The following is a 17,829-nucleotide window of genomic DNA, read 5'->3' on the forward strand; positions in this document are numbered from 1 at the left end:
ATCATGCTCGATCTTCCTCGATCGTACGGAGTCGCCGGTGCGCCGCTCAGCGAACCGCGCGGCGCCCAATCGTTCAGTACAGCTTCTTCGGCAGCGTCTGGCTGCGGATACGCTTGTAATGACGCTTCACTGCAGCAGCCTTCTTGCGTTTGCGCTCCGCGGTCGGCTTCTCGTAAAACTCGCGCGCTCGGAGCTCGGTCAGCAGACCGTTCTTCTCGATCGTGCGCTTGAAGCGACGCATTGCAACTTCGAACGGCTCGTTCTCTTTAACGCGAATGATCGTCATGATCCGACACGAATAAAGGTTTGCAGGGAAAGACTACCGAGTATAGCAGAGCGATTGCCTAAAGGCACGGGGCCTGGTCCCGTCAAAACGGCGCCAGCCCGGCCCCGTCAGGCGCCGCGCGCATACTCCGCCGCGGCCTGCCCGGCCGCCGTGCCGGACGCCCACGCCCACTGAAAGTTGTAGCCGCCGAGCCAGCCCGTCACGTCCACCGCCTCGCCGACGAAGAACAGTCCGGGCACGCGCGTGCTCATCATCGTCGCCGACGACAGGTCGCGCGTATCGACCCCGCCCTTCGTCACTTCGGCCTTCTTGTAGCCCTCGGTGCCGTTCGGCGTCAGCGCCCAGCCGGACAGCGCGTCGCCGATCTGGCGCAGCGTCTTGTCGGGCAGGTCCGCGAGCCGCGCGTCGGCCGCGACGCGATGCGTGTCGAGCCACGCATGCGCGAGGCGCGACGGCACCCAGTCCGCGAGCAGCGAACCGATCTGGCGCTTCGACGTGCGCTTCGCGTCGAGCAGGTCGGCGACCGTGTCGCGTTGCGGCAACAGATCGACGCGAATCGGGTCGCCAGGCTGCCAGTAACTCGAGATCTGCAGGATTCCGGGCCCGGACAGGCCGCGATGGGTCAGCAGCAGGTCCTCGACGAATTCGCCGCCGCGCTTCTTGTCGCCGGTCGAGACGCGCACTTCGAGCGATACGCCGGACAACGCCGCGAACGGCTCCCAGTCCTGCTGCGCGAACGTCAATGGCACGAGCGCGGGCCGCGTATCGATGAGCTTGTGGCCGAACTGCTTGGCCAGCCGGTAGCCGAAGTCGGTCGCGCCGATCTTCGGGATCGACAGGCCGCCGGTCGCGACGATCAGTGCGCGCGCACCGATCGTCCCCGCCTGCTGCGTGTCGAGCATGAAACCGTCGGCCGGGGCGTGGCGCACCGCGTCGACGACGACCGGCCGGCGCCACGCGATGCCGCCCGCATCGCACTCGTGCTTCAGCACGTCGATGACCGCGTCGCTGCCGTGATCGCAAAAAAGCTGGCCCTTGTGCTTTTCGTGCCAGGTCACATGATGACGCTTGAGCAGCCCGAGGAAATCGCGCGGCGTATAGCGCGCCAGGGCCGAGCGCGCGAAATGCGGATTCGACGACAGATAGTTGTCAGGGCCGGCGTACAGGTTCGTGAAGTTGCAGCGGCCGCCGCCCGAGATGCGGATCTTCTCGGCGAGCCGCGGCGCGTGATCGATCAGCACGACGCGGCGGCCGAGCTGCCCGGCAACCGCGGCGCTCATCATCCCGGCCGCGCCGGCGCCGATCACGGCGATATCATAAGTTTCCATGGCGCGGATTGTACCTGCCCGGCATCGGGCCCGGGCCGCCGCCAGCGGCGGCAGGCCCTCGCCTGCTATAATTTCCGGTTACGTTGACCTTCCTGCGGCGCGTCCGATAAGGCGCGCCCTGCCCGCACCCATGCTCGTTCTCGGCATCGAAAGCTCCTGTGACGAAACCGGCCTCGCGCTCTACGACACGCAGCGCGGCCTGCTCGCGCACGCGCTCCACTCGCAGATCGCCATGCACCGCGAGTACGGCGGCGTCGTGCCCGAGCTCGCGTCGCGCGACCACATCCGCCGCGCGCTGCCGCTGCTCGAGGAAGTGATGGCGCAAAGCGGCACGCGCCGCGACGACATCGACGCGATCGCGTTCACGCAAGGGCCCGGCCTCGCCGGCGCGCTGCTGGTCGGCGCGAGCATCGCGAATGCGCTCGCGCTCGCCTGGAACAAGCCGACCGTCGGCATCCATCACCTCGAAGGCCACCTGCTGTCGCCGCTGCTCGTCGACGAGCCGCCGCCGTTCCCATTCGTCGCGCTGCTGGTGTCCGGCGGCCACACGCAGCTGATGCGCGTGACCGACGTCGGCGTGTACGAGACGCTCGGCGAAACGCTCGACGATGCCGCCGGCGAAGCATTCGACAAGACGGCGAAGCTGATCGGCCTCGGCTACCCGGGCGGCCCGGAAGTATCGAAACTCGCCGAAACCGGCACGCCGGGCGCGGTCGTGCTGCCGCGTCCGATGCTGCATTCGGGCGACCTCGACTTCAGCTTCAGCGGCCTGAAGACGGCCGTGCTCACGCAGATGAAGAAGTTCGAAGCGGCGAAGCTGGAAGGCGAAGCGCTCGAACGCGCGAAGGCCGACCTTGCACGCGGCTTCGTCGACGCGGCCGTCGACGTGCTCGTCGCCAAGTCGCTCGCCGCGCTGAAGAAGACCAAGCTCAAGCGCCTCGTGGTCGCGGGCGGCGTCGGCGCGAACCGCCAGTTGCGCGCCGCGCTGTCGGCCGCCGCGGCCAAGCGCGGTTTCGACGTGCACTACCCCGATCTCGCACTCTGCACCGACAACGGCGCGATGATCGCACTCGCGGGCGCATTGCGGCTCGGCCGCTGGCCCGAGCAGGCAAATGCCGACTACGCATTCACGGTGAAGCCGCGCTGGGATCTCGCGTCGCTCGCACGCTGAGCCGCACCGTGCGACGCAAGGTCGCACCGGCAAACAAAAAGGCCGCTCATTCGAGCGGCCTTTTTTCATCGGCGCGACAAAACGCCGCGGCGTTATGCTGCCTGCCGCTTGTCGCGTTCGATCAGCGCATACGCGCTGTGATTGTGGATCGACTCGAAGTTCTCGGCTTCGAGCACGTAAGCCACCACGCGCTCGTCCGCGTCGAGACGCTGCGCGACGTCGCGCACGAGATCCTCGACGAACTTCGGATTCTCGTACGCACGCTCGGTGACGAACTTCTCGTCCGGACGCTTCAGCAGGCCCCACAGCTCGCACGATGCCTCTTCCTCAGCGATGCGGATCAGCGCCTCGACCGGCAGGTCGGCCGCGAGCTCCGCGTCGATCGTCACGTGCGAGCGCTGGTTGTGCGCGCCGTACTGCGAGATCTTCTTCGAGCACGGGCACAGGCTCGTCACCGGCACCAGCACCTTCAGGAACAGGCGCGTGTCGCCGTTGCGGCTTTCGCCCGCGAGCGTCACTTCATAGTCGAGCAGGCTCTGCACGCCCGACACCGGCGCCGTCTTGTTCACGAAGTACGGGAACGTGACCTCGATGCGGCCGGCCTCGGCTTCCAGCTTCTCGAGCATCGACGCGAGCATCGCGCGAAAACGCTCGACCGTCAGCGGTGCGCGGTTCTCTTCGAGCAGCGCGACGAAACGCGACATGTGCGTGCCCTTCTGGTCGGCCGGCAGGCGGACGTCGAGGTTCCAGACACCGACGGTCGGCTGCACGTCGCCGCTTTCGGTACACACCGTCAACGGATGCCGGACCGCCTTCACGCCCACGCGCTGAATCGGAATCTGACGGGTATCCACCGTGCTCTGCACGTCGGGCATCACGAAGGCGGGATTCATCTGGTTCATCTTGTTCAATCCTTGTAAGCCGCGCGTTCGACGACGCGCACGCCGCATCATGCGGCAGCCGGAAAAGCAACATGGGCCCGCAGGCCCATGTTTTCCGCATCAATGAAGACCGGTTGCGCCAGTCGCACCGACGCCGCCCGCGGGCGGCGCCAGCTTATGCGACGCGCTTCGCCTGACCGGCGACGTCGGCCGCCGGATTCAGAAAGCGTTCGCGAATCGATTTCGCGATACCCGCGCCGTCGAGGCCGCATTGCGACAGCAGCTTCGCGGGGTCGCCGTGATCGATGAACAGGTCAGGGAGGCCCAATTGTAGTACGGGTCGGATAACCCCACTCTCCATCAGGGCTTCCACGCAGGCCGAGCCCGCGCCACCCATCACGCAACCTTCCTCGACCGTGACGAGGTAGTCGTGCGTCTCGGCGAGTTCACGCACGAGCGCCGCATCGACCGGCTTCACGAAGCGCATGTTCGCGACGGTTGCATCGAGCTCCTCGGCCGCGGCGAGCGACGGTGCGACCATCGTGCCGAACGCGAGGATTGCGACGCGCTTGCCTTCCGGCTGCGACGTCTGGCGACGCACTTCACCCTTGCCGAGCGGAATTTCGGTGAATTCCTTCACCGTCGCCACGCCCGTGCCCGCGCCGCGCGGATAGCGCACTGCGGTCGGGTTCGGCTGCTGCAGCGCCGTGTGCAGCATCTGGCGGCATTCGTTCTCGTCGGACGCAGCCATGATCGTCATGTTCGGGATGCAGCGCATGAACGCGAGATCGTACGCGCCCGCGTGCGTCGCGCCGTCCGCGCCGACGAGGCCCGCGCGGTCGATCGCGAACACGACCGGCAGGTTCTGCAGCGCGACGTCGTGGATCAGTTGATCGTACGCACGCTGCAGGAACGTCGAGTAGATCGCGACGACCGGCTTGAGGCCTTCGGTTGCCATGCCGCCCGCGAACGTCACCGCGTGCTGCTCGGCGATGCCGACGTCGTAGTAGCGATCCTTGAAGCGCTTCTCGAACTCGACCATGCCCGAGCCTTCGCGCATCGCGGGCGTGATGCCGACGACGCGCGTATCGCGCTCGGCTTCATCGCACAGCCACTCGCCGAACACCTGCGTGTACGTCTTCTTCGCGGGTGCGGTCGACGGCTTGATGCCTTCGGCCGGGTTGAACTTGCCGGGGCCGTGGTAGAGCACGGGATCCGCTTCGGCGAGCTTGTAGCCCTGGCCTTTCTTCGTGACCACGTGCAGGAACTGCGGACCGCGCAGTTCGCGGATGTTCTGCAGCGTCGGGATCAGCGAATCGAGATCGTGACCGTCGATCGGGCCGATGTAGTTGAAGCCGAACTCTTCGAACAGCGTGGCCGGCACGACCATGCCCTTCGCGTGCTCCTCGAGCTTGCGCGCGAGTTCGAGCACCGGCGGCGCCACGCTCAACACGCGCTCGACGCCCGCGCGCGCAGCCGCATAGAAGCGGCCCGACATCAGGCGGGCGAGATGGCGATTCAGCGCGCCGACCGGCGGCGAAATCGACATGTCGTTGTCGTTCAGGATCACGAGCAGCTTCGCATCTTCCGACACGCCTGCATTGTTCATCGCCTCGAACGCCATGCCGGCCGTCATCGCACCGTCGCCGATCACGGCGATCGAGAAGCGGTCGTCGCCGTTCAGCTGGCTGCCGATCGCCATGCCGAGTGCGGCCGAGATCGACGTGCTCGAGTGCGCGGTGCCGAACGTGTCGAATTCGGATTCGCTGCGGCGCGGGAAGCCCGAGATGCCGTCCTGCTGGCGCAGCGAATGCATCTGGTCGCGGCGGCCCGTCAGGATCTTGTGCGGATAGGTCTGGTGACCCACATCCCAGACGATGCGATCGTTCGGCGTGTTGAACACGTAGTGCAACGCGATCGTCAGCTCGACCGTCCCGAGGTTGGACGACAAATGGCCGCCCGTCTTCGACACACTGTCGAGCACGAACGCGCGCAGTTCATCCGCGAGCGGTTGAAGTTGGCGACGATCGAGGCGGCGCAAATCCGCCGGGTCGTCGATGGTTTTCAGCAAGTCGTACATCGTCGTTCCATTGTAGGAAATCAAACGCGCCCGCATTCTGTTGCACGCACCGTAGCGTGTGCGCGGCGGCGGGCTTTCGCGTCAGCTGACCCGGTTCACTACCAGGTCGGCAAGTTCGGCGAGACGCTGTGCGCGTGCGCCGAACGGTTTCAGCGCGTCGTGCGCTTCGGCGCGCAGTTGCGCTGCGAGCTCACGCGACGCCTCGAGGCCGAGGATCGATACATAGGTCGGCTTGTCGTTCGCCGCGTCCTTGCCGGCCGTCTTGCCGAGCGTCGCCGAATCGGTCGTGACGTCGAGAATATCGTCGACGACCTGGAAGGCCAGACCCACGGCCCCCGCGTACACATCGAGCGCCGCCATCGTTTCCGCGGACGGCGTCTCGCCGGCCAGCGCGCCCATCCGCACGGCCGCGCGCAACAGTGCGCCCGTCTTCATCCGGTGCATCGTCTCGAGCTGCTCGCGCGTCAGCTTGAGGCCGACGCTCGCCAGGTCGATCGCCTGCCCGCCGGCCATGCCGATCGAGCCGCTCGCCAGCGCCAGTTCGCGCACGAGCGCAGCCTGCTGCACCGGCGACAGCGCCGCGGCATCGGTCAGCGCAACGAACGCCTGCGACTGCAGCGCGTCGCCGACCAGCAGTGCCGTCGGCTCGTCGTACTGCACGTGCACGGTCGGCTTGCCGCGACGCAGCGCGTCGTCGTCCATGCACGGCATGTCGTCGTGCACGAGCGAGTAGACGTGGATCATCTCCAGTGCCGCTGCCGCCGCATTGCGCGCCGCTTCCGTCGCGCCGGTCAGTTCGCCTGCTGCATGGCACAGCAGCGGGCGAACGCGTTTGCCGCCGCCGAGGACCGCATAACGCATCGCCTCGTGAAGTTTCGCCGGCATCGCGGTTTCAGCGGGCAGATAGTGGCCGAGTGCGTCCTCGACGCGGTCAAGCACGGACCGCATCCATTGTTCGAATGTCATAGATCGTCGTCTTCGCCGTCCGTGGCGGCCGTTCCGGACGAAAGCGGCTTCAGCGTCGCGCCGTCGAGCACGCGAACCTGCTGCTCCACTTTCTCAAGCTGCTGTTGGCAAAACGCAACGAGGGTCGCACCGCGGCGATACGCCGCCAGTGAATCCTCGAGGCTCAACGCGCCGCCTTCCATCCGGGCAACCAGCGTCTCGAGTTCCGCGAGCGCCATCTCGTAATTGTCCGGCAACGGTTCGGTGCCATTGCCGGGCGGCGTGGCGCCTGGGGATGCGGTTTTCGCCATGGACGAGGGTGTCAAATTTCAAAACAAGTCGGACATTCTACGGCAAAAGAGAATTTTCCGACCTGCCGTCGTGGGCACCCGGGTACATATTCCGGCCCCATCTTCGACACACATTGTGCGCCCTCCGATTGTCGCCCGACAAAAAATTGACACAAATCAGGCACTTAATCCTAGCCTTGCGAGGCGAACCGGGTATAATTCCCCGTTTCCCTAAATCGATTTTTCGATGGTTGGGTTGTTCACTGCTTTCACGCTAACACCGGGAGTGGGAATGTCCAATCTGAGCGATGCGCTTCAGTTGAAGTCGGCTCACAGCCAGCTTCCAGTCACTGCATACTTCGATGAGGCGCTACTCGAGCGCGAGATCGAAACCCTCTTCAAGAAAGGACCTCGTTACGTCGGGCACGAGTTGATGGTGCCCGAGGCGGGGGATTATTTTGCGTTGCCGTCCGAGAAGGAAGGCCGCGTGCTGGTTCGCAACCAGGCGAATCAGATCGAACTGCTGTCGAACGTCTGCCGCCACCGGCAGGCGATCATGCTCAACGGGCGCGGCCACACGCAGAACATCGTGTGTCCGCTGCACCGCTGGACGTACGATCTGGAAGGCGAGCTGCTCGGCGCGCCGCACTTCCCCGACAAGCCCTGCCTGAACCTCGGCAAGAGCCCGCTGCAGAACTGGCAGGGGCTGCTGTTCGAGGCCGAAGGCCGGCATGTCGCGCGCGACCTCGCCAACCTCGGCACGAAGCATCACTTCGACTTCTCCGAGTACCTCTTCGATCACGTCGAAGTGCACGAGTGCGATTACAACTGGAAGACGTTCATCGAGGTCTACCTCGAGGATTACCACGTCGTCCCGTTCCACCCGGGCCTCGGCAGCTTCGTGTCGTGCGACGATCTCAAGTGGGAGTTCGGCGACTGGTACAGCGTGCAGACGGTCGGCGTGCACAACGCCCTCGCGAAACCGGGCAGCGCGACTTACCAGAAATGGCACGAGCAGGTGCTGAAGTTCCGTAACGGCGTGCCGCCGGAGTTCGGCGCGATCTGGATGGTCTACTACCCGGGCCTGATGATCGAGTGGTATCCGCACGTGCTCGTCGTGTCATGGCTGATTCCGCAGGGCCCGCAGAAGACGACCAACATCGTCGAATTCTATTACCCCGAGGAAATCGCGCTGTTCGAACGCGAATTCGTCGAGGCCGAACGCGCCGCCTATATGGAAACGGCCGTCGAGGACGACGAGATCGCGATGCGGATGGACGCAGGCCGCCGTGCGCTGATGGCACGCGGCGAGTCGCAGGTCGGCCCGTACCAGAGCCCGATGGAAGACGGCATGCAGCACTTCCACGAGTTCCTGCGCCGCCACCTCGGCGACATCTGACGGCAGGTGCGGCGCTTTGACGCCGCCCGGCATCCGGCAGACGAAAAGACGGGCTTCGGCCCGTCTTTTTTTGTTTAGACTTGGAATGTCAGGCCATTCGCACTCCAGGGAGCCGTCATGCCACACACCCACTACACCACGCTCATCTCCGCCGCCAATCTCGCCGAGCGCCTGGCGGCGGCGCCCGGCAGCGTCGCGCTGTTCGACTGCCGCTTCGATCTCGTCGATCCCGCCGCCGGCGAAGCCGCGTATGCAGCCGGCCATCTCCCCGGCGCCCAGTACCTCCATCTCGACCGCGATCTGTCGGGCCGCAAGACGGGCACCAACGGTCGCCATCCACTGCCGACCCGCGACGCACTCGCCACGCTGCTCGCGAGCCGCGGCCTCAAGCAGGGCCAGCAGGTCGTCGCGTACGACGCGCAAGGCGGCGCCTATGCGGCGCGCCTGTGGTGGCTGCTGCGCTGGCTCGGCCACGATTCGGTCGCCGTGCTCGACGGCGGCCTGCAGGCCTGGGAAGCAGCCGGCCAGCCGCTGGCAACCGACGTGCCGCATCCGGCCGCCGGCGATTTCCGCGCGGCCGCACCGCTCGAATCGACGGTCGATGCGGCCGCCGTGCTCGCCAACGTGAACGCACCCACGCGCATCGTGATCGATGCACGCGCACCCGATCGCTACCGCGGCGAAAATGAAACGATCGATCGTGTGGGCGGCCACATCCCCGGCGCGCGCAACCGCTTCTTCAAGGACAACCTGACCGCCGACGGCCGCTTCAAGACCGGCCATGAACTGCGCGAGGCATTTTCCGCCGTGCTGGCGGGCACCGAACCGAACCGCGTGATCCTGCAATGCGGCTCCGGCGTCACCGCATGTCACAACGCGCTTGCGCTGGAGGTTGCGGGCCTGCACGGCGCGTCGCTGTATCCGGGCTCGTGGAGCGAATGGAGTGCCGACCCGTCGCGGCCGATCGCAACCGGCCCGACACCGTAAGCACCCGCACGGCGCAGGCGCAACGAAGCGGCGGCATGTGCCGCCGCTTGCCGTTTACATCACGCCGTACTTGCGGAGCCACGCGATCGCGCGTTTCCAGCTCTCCTCCGCATCGGCCTTCACATAGCTCGGCCGGTAATCGGCAAAGAACGCATGGCCGGCATCCGGATACACGACGATCTCCGATTCGCGCGCGAGCTTCGAATCGCTCGCCTGGATCGCCTTGCGCATGTCGGCGAGCGACGCCTGCGTGATGTTCGTGTCCTTCTCGCCATACAACCCGAGCACCGGCACCTTCAGCAGCGATGCATGATCGACCGGGTTGAACGGCGTCATCTCGTCGGTCTTGCCTTCGACGAACCCGTACCATGCAACGGCCGCCCGCACGTGCGGGTTGTGCTCCGCATACAGCCAGCTCTGACGGCCACCCCAGCAGAACCCGACCACGCCGAGACGCGACAGGTCGCCGCCGTTCTTGCCGGCCCACGCGACGGTCGCATCGAGATCCTCGGAAACTTGCCGGTCCGGCACCTTGCTGATGATGTGCTCGTCGAGTTCCTTGATCGTCGGGTACTTCGCCGCATTGCCCTGCCGCGCGAACAGGTCGGGCGCGATCGCGAGATAACCGAGCTTCGCGAAGCGGCGGCAGACATCGGCAATGTGCGCGTGCACGCCGAAGATCTCGTGAATCACGACGACGACCGGCAGGTTCGTCTTGTCCTTCGGCTGCGCGCGATACGCGGGCACGCTCGAGTCGCCCGAGCGGATCTCGACGGTGTCGACGTCCAGCCCTTCGCTGTCGGTCGTGACCGTCTGCGCCGACACGGGCAGTACAGCCGCCGCGAAGGCCCCGCCCAGCGCGGCCTGCATGAACTTGCGGCGCGAGAACGGAACGTGGGGAACCAGGCTGTCGACTTCGGGTTTCAACATGAATTGCACTCCTCGATTGGGTGCCGCCGTCACGATCACGGACACGGCATGACGGGGCATCGCGCCGGCGCGCGGCGCGGATGTCGCGGCGATTGGCACACCGCCGCAAGCGGAAACCCGGACACGATGCCCAATAATCCGTTGTCGCGTCAACTGTCAGATATGTAAGACTCAATTACGACGCGTCGATTCGACACGTCGATCGTCGCGAGGAAACCCGCCGGCGGCCCGTCGAATCGCGATGCAGCAAGCCACGTGTCGACCGCCGTTACGCGAACGGATACTTGCGAATTGAAACGAAAAACACGCGGTCGATCAGGCGCGTCGAACGCACGCAAGCCCTGCCGCCCGCAAAAAGACAACGGGCGGAGACCACGCACGACGTGCGCAGTCCCCGCCCGCTCCCCGCGCGAACGCGCGCTCAGTGCAGCTTGACGCGCGGCAGCGTCGTGCGCCGCAGCCAGTGCGCGACCGTGTCGAGCATCATCCTCGGATAGCCGTGCAGCGCGGCGATGTGCATCCGGTACAGCGACATGTACATGAAGCGTGCGAACAGCCCTTCGATCAGCATGTTGCCGCCGATCAGCCCGCCCATCAGGTTGCCGACCGCGCTGAAATGGCCGAGCGACACGAGCGAGCCGAGGTCGCGATACGTGAATTCGGGCAGCGGGCGCCCGTCGAGCCGGCAGCCGATTGCCTTCAGCAGGAAGTTGGCCTGCTGGTGCGCAGCCTGTGCACGCGGCGGCACGTTGCGCTCGTTGCCGGGCCACGCGCATGCCGCGCAATCGCCGAGCGCGAACACGTTGTCGTCGGTGAAGGTCTGCAGCGTACGGCGCACGTCGAGCTGGCCGAGCTTGTTGACCTGGAGACCATCGAGATTGGCGAGCACGGACGGCGCCTTGATGCCGGCGGCCCAGACCGTCAGGTCGGCGCGCACCGTCTTGCCGCTCGCCGTATGGACGGCCCCGGGCGCCACCTCGGTCACGCGCTCGGCGAGCATCAGCCGCACGCCGATCTTTTCGAGCAGTTCGGCCGTCGCCGACGACACGCGCTCCGGCAACGCCGGGAGGATCCGCGGCCCCGATTCGATCAGCACGATGCCGACGTCGTGCCGCGGGTCGAGCTTGTGCAGCCCGTAGGCCGACAACACCTGCGCGGTGTTGCGCAGCTCGGCGGACAGCTCGACGCCGGTCGCGCCGCCACCGACGATGGCAACCTGGATGCGCGGCTCGGCCGCCTCACCCGGCGCGGTCGGCGCCGGCGCCTGGTGCTCGGCGCGCATGCACGCGGCGATCAGCCGCTTGCGGAAGCGCTCGGCCTCGCCAACGGTATCGAGCGCAATCGCGTTTTCCGATGCACCCTGCACGCCGAAGAAGTGAGTCGTGCTGCCGATCGCGATCACGAGCGTGTCGTATTCCAGCTCGCGCGCCGGCAGCAGTTCCTCGCCGTCGCTGTCGTTGACCGGCGACAGCGTGATGCGCTTCGCCGCGCGGTCGAGCCCGGTCAGCCCGCCCTGCTGGAACTCGAAGCCATGCCAGCGCGCCTGCGCCGCATATTCGAGCTCCTGCGTGAACGGATCCATGCTGCCGGCCGCGACCTCGTGCAGCAGCGGTTTCCAGATGTGGGTCGGATTGCGGTCGACGAGCGTGACAAGCGCACGCGCGGAACGATTGCCGCGCGCGCCGTAACGGTCGCCGAGCCGCGTCGCCAGTTCCAGGCCGCCCGCGCCTCCGCCTACGATGATGATCCGATGCATCTGTTCCCCCTTTGCGATTCGAAACTGCTGCCGCCGGACAGTGCGAACGCGATGCATTCGCGCCACCCGGTGGATTAACCGGTTCGGACATCATCGATGTGCAGTTCGAAGCACTTCGATGCGTCCGCCCCCGGAACGCGGGGCGCGCCGCCCCCGCGTCAATGACATGCATTGTCCGGGAGCTTGCGCGTTGACCACAAGCAAACCATCTCGATATTCAGCATCCCTGCAACAATATGCCGCAGGAATCGGGAACCGCGCCGCGGTGCGTCAGTGTGCCTCTTCCCAGTTCGCGCCGGCACCCACTTCGGCAACGAGCGGCACCTTCAGCTTCGCCACGCCACACATCATTTCCGGCAGCTTCTCGCGCACCAGCGACAGTTCGCCGTCGGGTACCTCGAGCACCAGTTCATCGTGCACCTGCATGATCATCCGCGAGGCAAGCTTGTCGCGGGTGAGCCAGTCGTCCACCGCGATCATCGACAGCTTGATCAGGTCGGCCGCGGTACCCTGCATCGGCGCATTGATTGCCGCGCGCTCGGCCGCCTGGCGGCGCGGGCCGTTGCCGCCGTTGATCTCGGGCAGCCACAGGCGGCGGCCGAAAACGGTTTCGACGTAGCCCTTCTCCTTCGCAACCGAGCGCGTGTCTTCCATGTACTGCGCAACGCCCGGATAACGGGCGAAATAACGGTCGATATAGAGCTTCGCCGCATCGCGCGTGATACCGAGGTTCGACGCGAGCCCGAACGCGCTCATCCCGTAGATGAGCCCGAAGTTGATCACCTTCGCGATCCGGCGCTGGTCGGAATTGACCTCCAGCGGCGTCACGCCGAACACCTCGGCGGCGGTCGCGCGGTGGATGTCCTCGCCCTGCGAGAACGCGCGCAGCAGCGCCGCGTCGCCCGAGATGTGCGCCATGATCCGCAGTTCGATCTGCGAATAATCGGCCGACACGATCCGGTGGCCCGGCGACGCGATGAACGCCTCGCGGATCCGCCGGCCTTCGGCCGTGCGAACCGGAATGTTCTGAAGATTCGGATCGTTCGACGCAAGGCGGCCCGTGACCGCGACGGCCTGCGCGTAGTTCGTGTGCACGCGGCCGGTCGACGGGTTCACCATGCGCGGCAGTTTGTCGGTATAGGTCGACTTCAGCTTCGACAGCCCGCGATGCTCGAGCAGCAGCTTCGGCAGCGGGTAGTCCTCGGCCAGCTTCTGCAGCACTTCTTCGTCGGTCGACGGCGCGCCGCTCGGCGTCTTTTTCACGACCGGCAACTGCAGCTTTTCGAAGAAGATCTGCCCGATCTGCTTCGGCGAGCCGAGATTGAATTCGCCGCCCGCCAGTTCGTACGCCTGCGCTTCGAGCTCGATCAGCCGCGTCGCGATTTCGGTACTCTGCGCCTGCAGGCGCGCATCGTCGATCAGCACGCCCGTGCGCTCCATCTTGCGCAGCACGAGCGACACGGGCATCTCGATCTCGCGATACACGCGCTCGAGGCCCGGTTCGCGCACCACCTGCGGATACAGCGCGTGATGCAGCTGCAGCGTGATGTCCGCATCCTCGGCCGCATATTCGGCGGCCTGCGTGAGCGCGACGTCGTCGAAACCGATCTGCTTCGCGCCCTTGCCGGCCACGTCTTCATACTTGATCGTCTTGACGCCCAGATGACGCAGCGCGAGGCTGTCCATGTCGTGCGTGCGGTGCGATTCGACCACGTACGATTCGAGCAGCGTGTCGTGCTCGATGCCGTTCAGTGCGATGTCGTAGTTCGCGAGCACCTGCGCGTCGTACTTCAGGTGCTGGCCGACCTTCTTCCGATCGGCCGATTCGAGCCACGGCTTCAGGCGCGCGAGCACTTCGTCGAGCGGAAGCTGTTCGGGCATGTCGGGGCCGCGGTGCCCAACCGGCAGGTAGGCCGCCTTGCCCGGCTCGACCGAGAACGACAGGCCGACGAGCCGCGCGAGCATCGGGTCGAGCGAGGTCGTCTCGGTGTCGAACGCGGTCAGCGCGGCCGCGTCGATCTTCGCGAACCACGCGTCGAATTGATCCCAGGTCTGGATCGTGTCGTATTCGCGGACGATGTCGGCCGCCACCACCGGCGCCGGCTCGCCTTCCGGCGCATCGGCGCCGCCGCCTTCCGCCGGCGCGCTGTCGACTTCGCGCAGCCAGGTCTTGAAGCCATAGCGCGCAAAGATGTCGCGCATCAGGTCGCGCGCTTCGCCGTCGGTCTTCAACGATGCTTCGATCGATTCGAGATGCGGCGTGAGATCGCAGGCCGTGTCGACCGTCACGAGCGTGCGGCCGAGCGGCAGGAAGTCGAGCGCACGGCGCAGGTTGTCGCCGACCACGCCCTTGATGTCGCCCGCATGCTCGATCACGCCGTCGAGGCTGTCGTACTGCGCCAGCCATTTCACGGCCGTCTTCGGCCCGCACTTCTCGACGCCTGGCACGTTGTCGACGGTGTCGCCGATCAGTGCGAGGTAGTCGATGATGCGCTCGGGCGGCACGCCGAACTTCGCGATCACGCCGTCGCGGTCGAGCGTCTCGTTGGTCATCGTGTTGACGAGCGTGACGTGGTCGGTGACGAGCTGCGCGAGATCCTTGTCGCCGGTCGACACGATCACGTTCATGCCGTGCCGCTCGGCTTCGCGGGCGAGCGTGCCGATCACGTCGTCGGCCTCGACGCCTTCGACCATCAGCAGCGGCCAGCCGAGCGCGCGCACCGCGCCGTGGATCGGTTCGACCTGCAATGCGAGGTCAGGCGGCATCGACGGACGGTTTGCCTTATAGTCGGCATAAAGGTCGTCACGGAACGTCTTGCCCTTTGCATCGAACACGCAAGCGCTATACTCTGCACTGACTTCCTTGCGCATACGGCGCAGCATGTTGATGATTCCGTAGAGCGCTCCGGTCGGCTCCCCGCCAGGGCCACGCAAATCAGGCATCGCATGGTAAGCCCGATACAGATAGCTCGAACCGTCAACCAATAGCAGGGTCTTACCTTCCAGATTTCGTTCTTCAGGCATTATGAACAAGAGAAAAGTGATTCCGAGTCTGCGTTCGCTCGCAGATCAAGAACGCGCGACGGCCAAGAAGGCGCGCGCATCGTGGCAGATGTTCACGATTATGGCAGAGTTTATCGAGGCGACCGAGTACCTGTCGGAGATCCGCCCGGCTGTCAGCATCTACGGTTCTGCCCGCCTCAAGCCCGATACGCCGCACTACAAGCTCGCCGCGCAGATCGCGCGCAAGCTGTCCGACGCCGGCTTCGCCGTGATCTCCGGCGGCGGCCCCGGCATCATGGAAGCCGCGAACAAGGGTGCGCACGCCGGCAAGGCGCCGTCGGTCGGCCTGAACATCGAGCTGCCGCACGAGCAGGCCGGCAACCACTACCAGGACATCTCGCTGCGCTTCCGCCACTTCTTCACGCGCAAGGTCACGTTCGTGAAGAATTCGGATGCGGTGATCGTGATGCCGGGCGGCTTCGGCACGCTCGACGAGCTGTCCGAAGTGCTCACGCTGATCCAGACGAAGAAGTCGCGCCTCGTGCCGATCATCCTCGTCGGCAGCGAGTTCTGGAAGGGGCTGCTGCAGTGGTTCCGCGATCAGCTGATCCCGATGGGCCTCATCAATCCGGAAGACATGGATCTGATGCAGGTGATCGACGATCCCGACCAGGTGCTCGACGCGGTGCTCGCGTTCTACGAGGACAGCGGCGAGGAAGAAGGTTCGGACGATGAAGGCCATCCGCCGCGCCCCGAAGAAGACCGGATGTTCTATCTGTAACCCCTCCGTGACGACCGCCGGCCCGACGGCCGGCGTACCGCTTCCCGCGCGGCAGGCATGGCGATCCCGCCACCTGCCGCGTGTCACTTTGTAACGCGCCATTAATCGCGCTTGGTGCCCTCGCGCCGCCGAATGTCAAATTCGCGCAGCCGGTGCCGTGCGACGCGCGCCACATCATCCGCACGTGCGGGCCGCCATTGTCAAATGACGCGCCCCGACGCCCGTACCCCGCGCCTGCTGGCCACCAATCCGCCGTAACAAACCCGCCTCGCCTTTTCCGTCGCGCGCCAGCACACTGCATGTGTCGGTGCGGCGTTCCCCCCGGTGGAACGGTCCCCCTCGCTTCCATCGCGTCGCGCCGGCCTCTTACAACGCCATCACGGAAAAGAACATGCAACGCTCGCTGATCGCCCTTGCCTTTGCCGGCCTCGGCCTTTCGCTGTCCGGCCTCGCCCACGCCGTCAACGTCGACGTCAACATCGGTACGCCCGCACCGGTCGTCGTCGCACCTGCGCCCGTCGTGGTCGCCCCGGCGCCCGCCGTGATCGTCGGCTGGCATGGCGACCGCTACTGGGACGGCCACCGCTACTGGGAACGTCGCGAGTGGGACGATCACGAGCGCCATCACGGTCACGACGATCGCGGCTATCACTGCCCGCCGGGACACGCGAAGAAGGGTGAGTGCTGAGCACCCAGCGCGGCCGCTCGACGCATGCAAGGCCGCCCGTGCGCTTCGGCGCCGGGCGGCCTTTTTGTTGGCGAGCGCCGACCGCATGTTATCGACGGCCTGACGACCGGCGGAATCGCTGAGCACCGGGTGGTAGCATTGCCCTTGTCCGAGGCCAATTCCGCCACTCATGCCGCTCATTCGAATCTGGGTCATCGACCAGGCCCTTGCATCCGGCGTCGCCGCGCCGACCGACATGTTCACGGCGGCCAACCATCTCGCCTCGACGACCTCGCAGGGCCGTACGCGCGCACCGTTTCGCTGGCGCGTCGAATCGATCGGCGGGCGGCCGGTGCGCGCGACCTCCGGCCAGATCATCCCGGTCGATGGCGCGATCGACGGCGGCAGTCCTGCCGATGCGATCTGGCTGACCAGCCCGTTCGTCGCGGATCTCGAGCGGCTGCTCGACAGGCCCGCCTCACTCGCACCACTGTTCGACGCGCTGCGCCGGCAACACGCGCGCGGCACGCTGATCGCGACGTACTGCACCGGTACATTCCTGCTCGCGGAGGCCGGCTTGCTCGACGGCCGCCTTGCCACGACGCACTGGTCGAAAGCATCGAGCTTCCGCGCCCGCTATCCGGACGTGGCGCTGCGTGCGTCGGACATCCTGACCGAGCAGGACGGCCTACTGTGCGGCGGCGCCGTCACCTCGTACCAGAATCTCGCGCTGCGAGTCATCGACAAACTGGCGAATCCGCGCCTTGCCGCGTCGGTCGCCAGGCTCATGCTGATCGACATGAACCGCGTCTCGCAGGATTCGTTCATCGATCTCGACAGCATGGGTCATCGCGAGCACGACGATGCAACCATCGCGCGCGCCCAACGCTGGATGGAAAAGCACCTGCGGGAACCCTTCAGCCTCGCCCGTCTGAGCGATCACGTCGCGATGAGCGAACGCACGCTTCATCGCCGCTTCAGGGACGCCGTGGGCGCGCCGCCGCTCAAGTATCTGCAGACGCTCAGGATCGAAGTCGCGAAGCGGCTGCTCGCGGAAACGAAGCTCGCGATCGACACGGTTTGCGAGCGCGTCGGCTACGCGGACATCAGCGGCTTTCGGCAATTGTTCAAGCGCGAGACCGGCATCTCCCCGGGCGAATATCGCCGTCGCTTCACGCCCTGAGCGCGCGCAACCGGCATCGGACGTGATGTCGGAAATGGCATCGTCGAATGGCAGTTTCGCCACTCTGCGCGTCAGCATGAGGTTCGTACACTGGGTTCACGTCGCCCCGCCCCGGAGCGACCTCTCCACCGAACCAGGACAC

The 17,829-nt window shown here is 66.0% G+C and carries 15 protein-coding genes; 6 read left to right on the plus strand and 9 right to left on the minus strand.

Features of this window, described 5'->3' with window-relative positions; all coding sequences use genetic code 11:
- Positions 1-73 precede the first annotated feature (73 nt).
- Together rpsU and ACN8ZM_RS25930 are read right to left on the minus strand one after the other, a co-directional pair.
- Positions 74-286, minus strand: coding sequence for a 30S ribosomal protein S21 (gene rpsU, locus ACN8ZM_RS25925; protein WP_006479415.1), 213 nt, complete (start codon positions 284-286; stop codon positions 74-76).
- 107 nt (positions 287-393) lie between these two features.
- Positions 394-1,614: an NAD(P)/FAD-dependent oxidoreductase gene (locus tag ACN8ZM_RS25930; RefSeq protein ID WP_420211157.1), complete on the minus strand. Its 1,221-nt coding sequence runs from the start codon at positions 1,612-1,614 to the stop codon at positions 394-396.
- 130 nt (positions 1,615-1,744) lie between these two features.
- Here ACN8ZM_RS25930 and tsaD point away from each other — a divergent pair, with 130 nt between their 5' ends.
- Positions 1,745-2,785, plus strand: coding sequence for a tRNA (adenosine(37)-N6)-threonylcarbamoyltransferase complex transferase subunit TsaD (gene tsaD, locus ACN8ZM_RS25935; protein ID WP_039358123.1), 1,041 nt, complete (start codon positions 1,745-1,747; stop codon positions 2,783-2,785).
- Positions 2,786-2,877: 92 nt separating this feature from the next.
- On the opposite strand, the gene folE2 is transcribed toward tsaD, so the two are convergent.
- The 4 genes from folE2 to ACN8ZM_RS25955 all read right to left on the minus strand — a co-directional run bounded on the left by folE2 (position 2,878) and on the right by ACN8ZM_RS25955 (position 7,002).
- Positions 2,878-3,687: a GTP cyclohydrolase FolE2 gene (gene folE2, locus ACN8ZM_RS25940; protein WP_006486446.1), complete on the minus strand. Its 810-nt coding sequence runs from the start codon at positions 3,685-3,687 to the stop codon at positions 2,878-2,880.
- Between the two features lie 154 nt (positions 3,688-3,841).
- Entirely contained in the window at positions 3,842-5,746 is a 1,905-nt protein-coding gene (gene dxs / locus ACN8ZM_RS25945) for a 1-deoxy-D-xylulose-5-phosphate synthase (protein ID WP_043177775.1), read from the minus strand.
- Between the two features lie 81 nt (positions 5,747-5,827).
- The gene (locus tag ACN8ZM_RS25950) at positions 5,828-6,712 is read right to left on the minus strand and encodes a polyprenyl synthetase family protein (RefSeq protein WP_043177777.1); all 885 of its coding nucleotides are present in this window, start codon (positions 6,710-6,712) and stop codon (positions 5,828-5,830) included.
- Complete coding sequence (locus ACN8ZM_RS25955; RefSeq protein ID WP_006479428.1) at positions 6,709-7,002, minus strand: exodeoxyribonuclease VII small subunit; 294 nt, start codon at positions 7,000-7,002, stop codon at positions 6,709-6,711. Before ACN8ZM_RS25955 ends, ACN8ZM_RS25950 begins: the two co-directional genes overlap by 4 nt.
- Positions 7,003-7,273: 271 nt before the next feature.
- Here ACN8ZM_RS25955 and ACN8ZM_RS25960 point away from each other — a divergent pair, with 271 nt between their 5' ends.
- Together ACN8ZM_RS25960 and ACN8ZM_RS25965 are read left to right on the plus strand one after the other, a co-directional pair.
- Entirely contained in the window at positions 7,274-8,380 is a 1,107-nt protein-coding gene (locus tag ACN8ZM_RS25960) for an aromatic ring-hydroxylating oxygenase subunit alpha (protein ID WP_043177779.1), read from the plus strand.
- Between the two features lie 117 nt (positions 8,381-8,497).
- Positions 8,498-9,367, plus strand: a complete 870-nt coding sequence (locus tag ACN8ZM_RS25965; RefSeq protein ID WP_043177780.1) for a sulfurtransferase — start codon at positions 8,498-8,500, stop codon at positions 9,365-9,367.
- 54 nt (positions 9,368-9,421) lie between these two features.
- Here ACN8ZM_RS25965 and ACN8ZM_RS25970 read toward each other — a convergent pair whose 3' ends face one another.
- The 3 genes from ACN8ZM_RS25970 to polA all read right to left on the minus strand — a co-directional run bounded on the left by ACN8ZM_RS25970 (position 9,422) and on the right by polA (position 15,077).
- The gene (locus ACN8ZM_RS25970; protein ID WP_089453416.1) at positions 9,422-10,297 is read right to left on the minus strand and encodes a dienelactone hydrolase family protein; all 876 of its coding nucleotides are present in this window, start codon (positions 10,295-10,297) and stop codon (positions 9,422-9,424) included.
- A 421-nt stretch (positions 10,298-10,718) separates the two neighbouring features.
- Positions 10,719-12,053, minus strand: a complete 1,335-nt coding sequence (locus ACN8ZM_RS25975) for an NAD(P)/FAD-dependent oxidoreductase (RefSeq protein WP_043177783.1) — start codon at positions 12,051-12,053, stop codon at positions 10,719-10,721.
- Between the two features lie 270 nt (positions 12,054-12,323).
- Entirely contained in the window at positions 12,324-15,077 is a 2,754-nt protein-coding gene (gene polA / locus ACN8ZM_RS25980) for a DNA polymerase I (RefSeq protein ID WP_420211158.1), read from the minus strand.
- A 1-nt stretch (position 15,078) separates the two neighbouring features.
- Between polA and ACN8ZM_RS25985 the strand changes: the two genes are divergently transcribed.
- The 3 genes from ACN8ZM_RS25985 to ACN8ZM_RS25995 all read left to right on the plus strand — a co-directional run bounded on the left by ACN8ZM_RS25985 (position 15,079) and on the right by ACN8ZM_RS25995 (position 17,687).
- Positions 15,079-15,837, plus strand: a complete 759-nt coding sequence (locus ACN8ZM_RS25985; RefSeq protein WP_039358092.1) for a TIGR00730 family Rossman fold protein — start codon at positions 15,079-15,081, stop codon at positions 15,835-15,837.
- 391 nt (positions 15,838-16,228) lie between these two features.
- Entirely contained in the window at positions 16,229-16,525 is a 297-nt protein-coding gene (locus ACN8ZM_RS25990) for a hypothetical protein (protein WP_420211159.1), read from the plus strand.
- A 169-nt stretch (positions 16,526-16,694) separates the two neighbouring features.
- Positions 16,695-17,687 (plus strand): GlxA family transcriptional regulator, encoded by a 993-nt coding sequence (locus ACN8ZM_RS25995; RefSeq protein WP_420211160.1) that lies wholly within the window; start codon positions 16,695-16,697, stop codon positions 17,685-17,687.
- Positions 17,688-17,829 lie beyond the last annotated feature (142 nt).

The sequence above is a fragment of the Burkholderia aenigmatica genome (assembly GCF_048627025.1).
Taxonomy (GTDB): Bacteria; Pseudomonadota; Gammaproteobacteria; order Burkholderiales; family Burkholderiaceae; genus Burkholderia; species Burkholderia aenigmatica.

Coding starts and splice junctions, on each gene's coding strand:
- rpsU (WP_006479415.1), bottom strand. CDS start 286: ATGACGATCATTCGCGTTAAAGAGAACGAGCCGTTCGAAGTTGCAATG.
- ACN8ZM_RS25930 (WP_420211157.1), bottom strand. CDS start 1,614: ATGGAAACTTATGATATCGCCGTGATCGGCGCCGGCGCGGCCGGGATG.
- tsaD (WP_039358123.1), top strand. CDS start 1,745: ATGCTCGTTCTCGGCATCGAAAGCTCCTGTGACGAAACCGGCCTCGCG.
- folE2 (WP_006486446.1), bottom strand. CDS start 3,687: ATGAACCAGATGAATCCCGCCTTCGTGATGCCCGACGTGCAGAGCACG.
- dxs (WP_043177775.1), bottom strand. CDS start 5,746: ATGTACGACTTGCTGAAAACCATCGACGACCCGGCGGATTTGCGCCGC.
- ACN8ZM_RS25950 (WP_043177777.1), bottom strand. CDS start 6,712: ATGACATTCGAACAATGGATGCGGTCCGTGCTTGACCGCGTCGAGGAC.
- ACN8ZM_RS25955 (WP_006479428.1), bottom strand. CDS start 7,002: ATGGCGAAAACCGCATCCCCAGGCGCCACGCCGCCCGGCAATGGCACC.
- ACN8ZM_RS25960 (WP_043177779.1), top strand. CDS start 7,274: ATGTCCAATCTGAGCGATGCGCTTCAGTTGAAGTCGGCTCACAGCCAG.
- ACN8ZM_RS25965 (WP_043177780.1), top strand. CDS start 8,498: ATGCCACACACCCACTACACCACGCTCATCTCCGCCGCCAATCTCGCC.
- ACN8ZM_RS25970 (WP_089453416.1), bottom strand. CDS start 10,297: ATGTTGAAACCCGAAGTCGACAGCCTGGTTCCCCACGTTCCGTTCTCG.
- ACN8ZM_RS25975 (WP_043177783.1), bottom strand. CDS start 12,053: ATGCATCGGATCATCATCGTAGGCGGAGGCGCGGGCGGCCTGGAACTG.
- polA (WP_420211158.1), bottom strand. CDS start 15,077: ATGCCTGAAGAACGAAATCTGGAAGGTAAGACCCTGCTATTGGTTGAC.
- ACN8ZM_RS25985 (WP_039358092.1), top strand. CDS start 15,079: ATGAACAAGAGAAAAGTGATTCCGAGTCTGCGTTCGCTCGCAGATCAA.
- ACN8ZM_RS25990 (WP_420211159.1), top strand. CDS start 16,229: ATGCAACGCTCGCTGATCGCCCTTGCCTTTGCCGGCCTCGGCCTTTCG.
- ACN8ZM_RS25995 (WP_420211160.1), top strand. CDS start 16,695: ATGCCGCTCATTCGAATCTGGGTCATCGACCAGGCCCTTGCATCCGGC.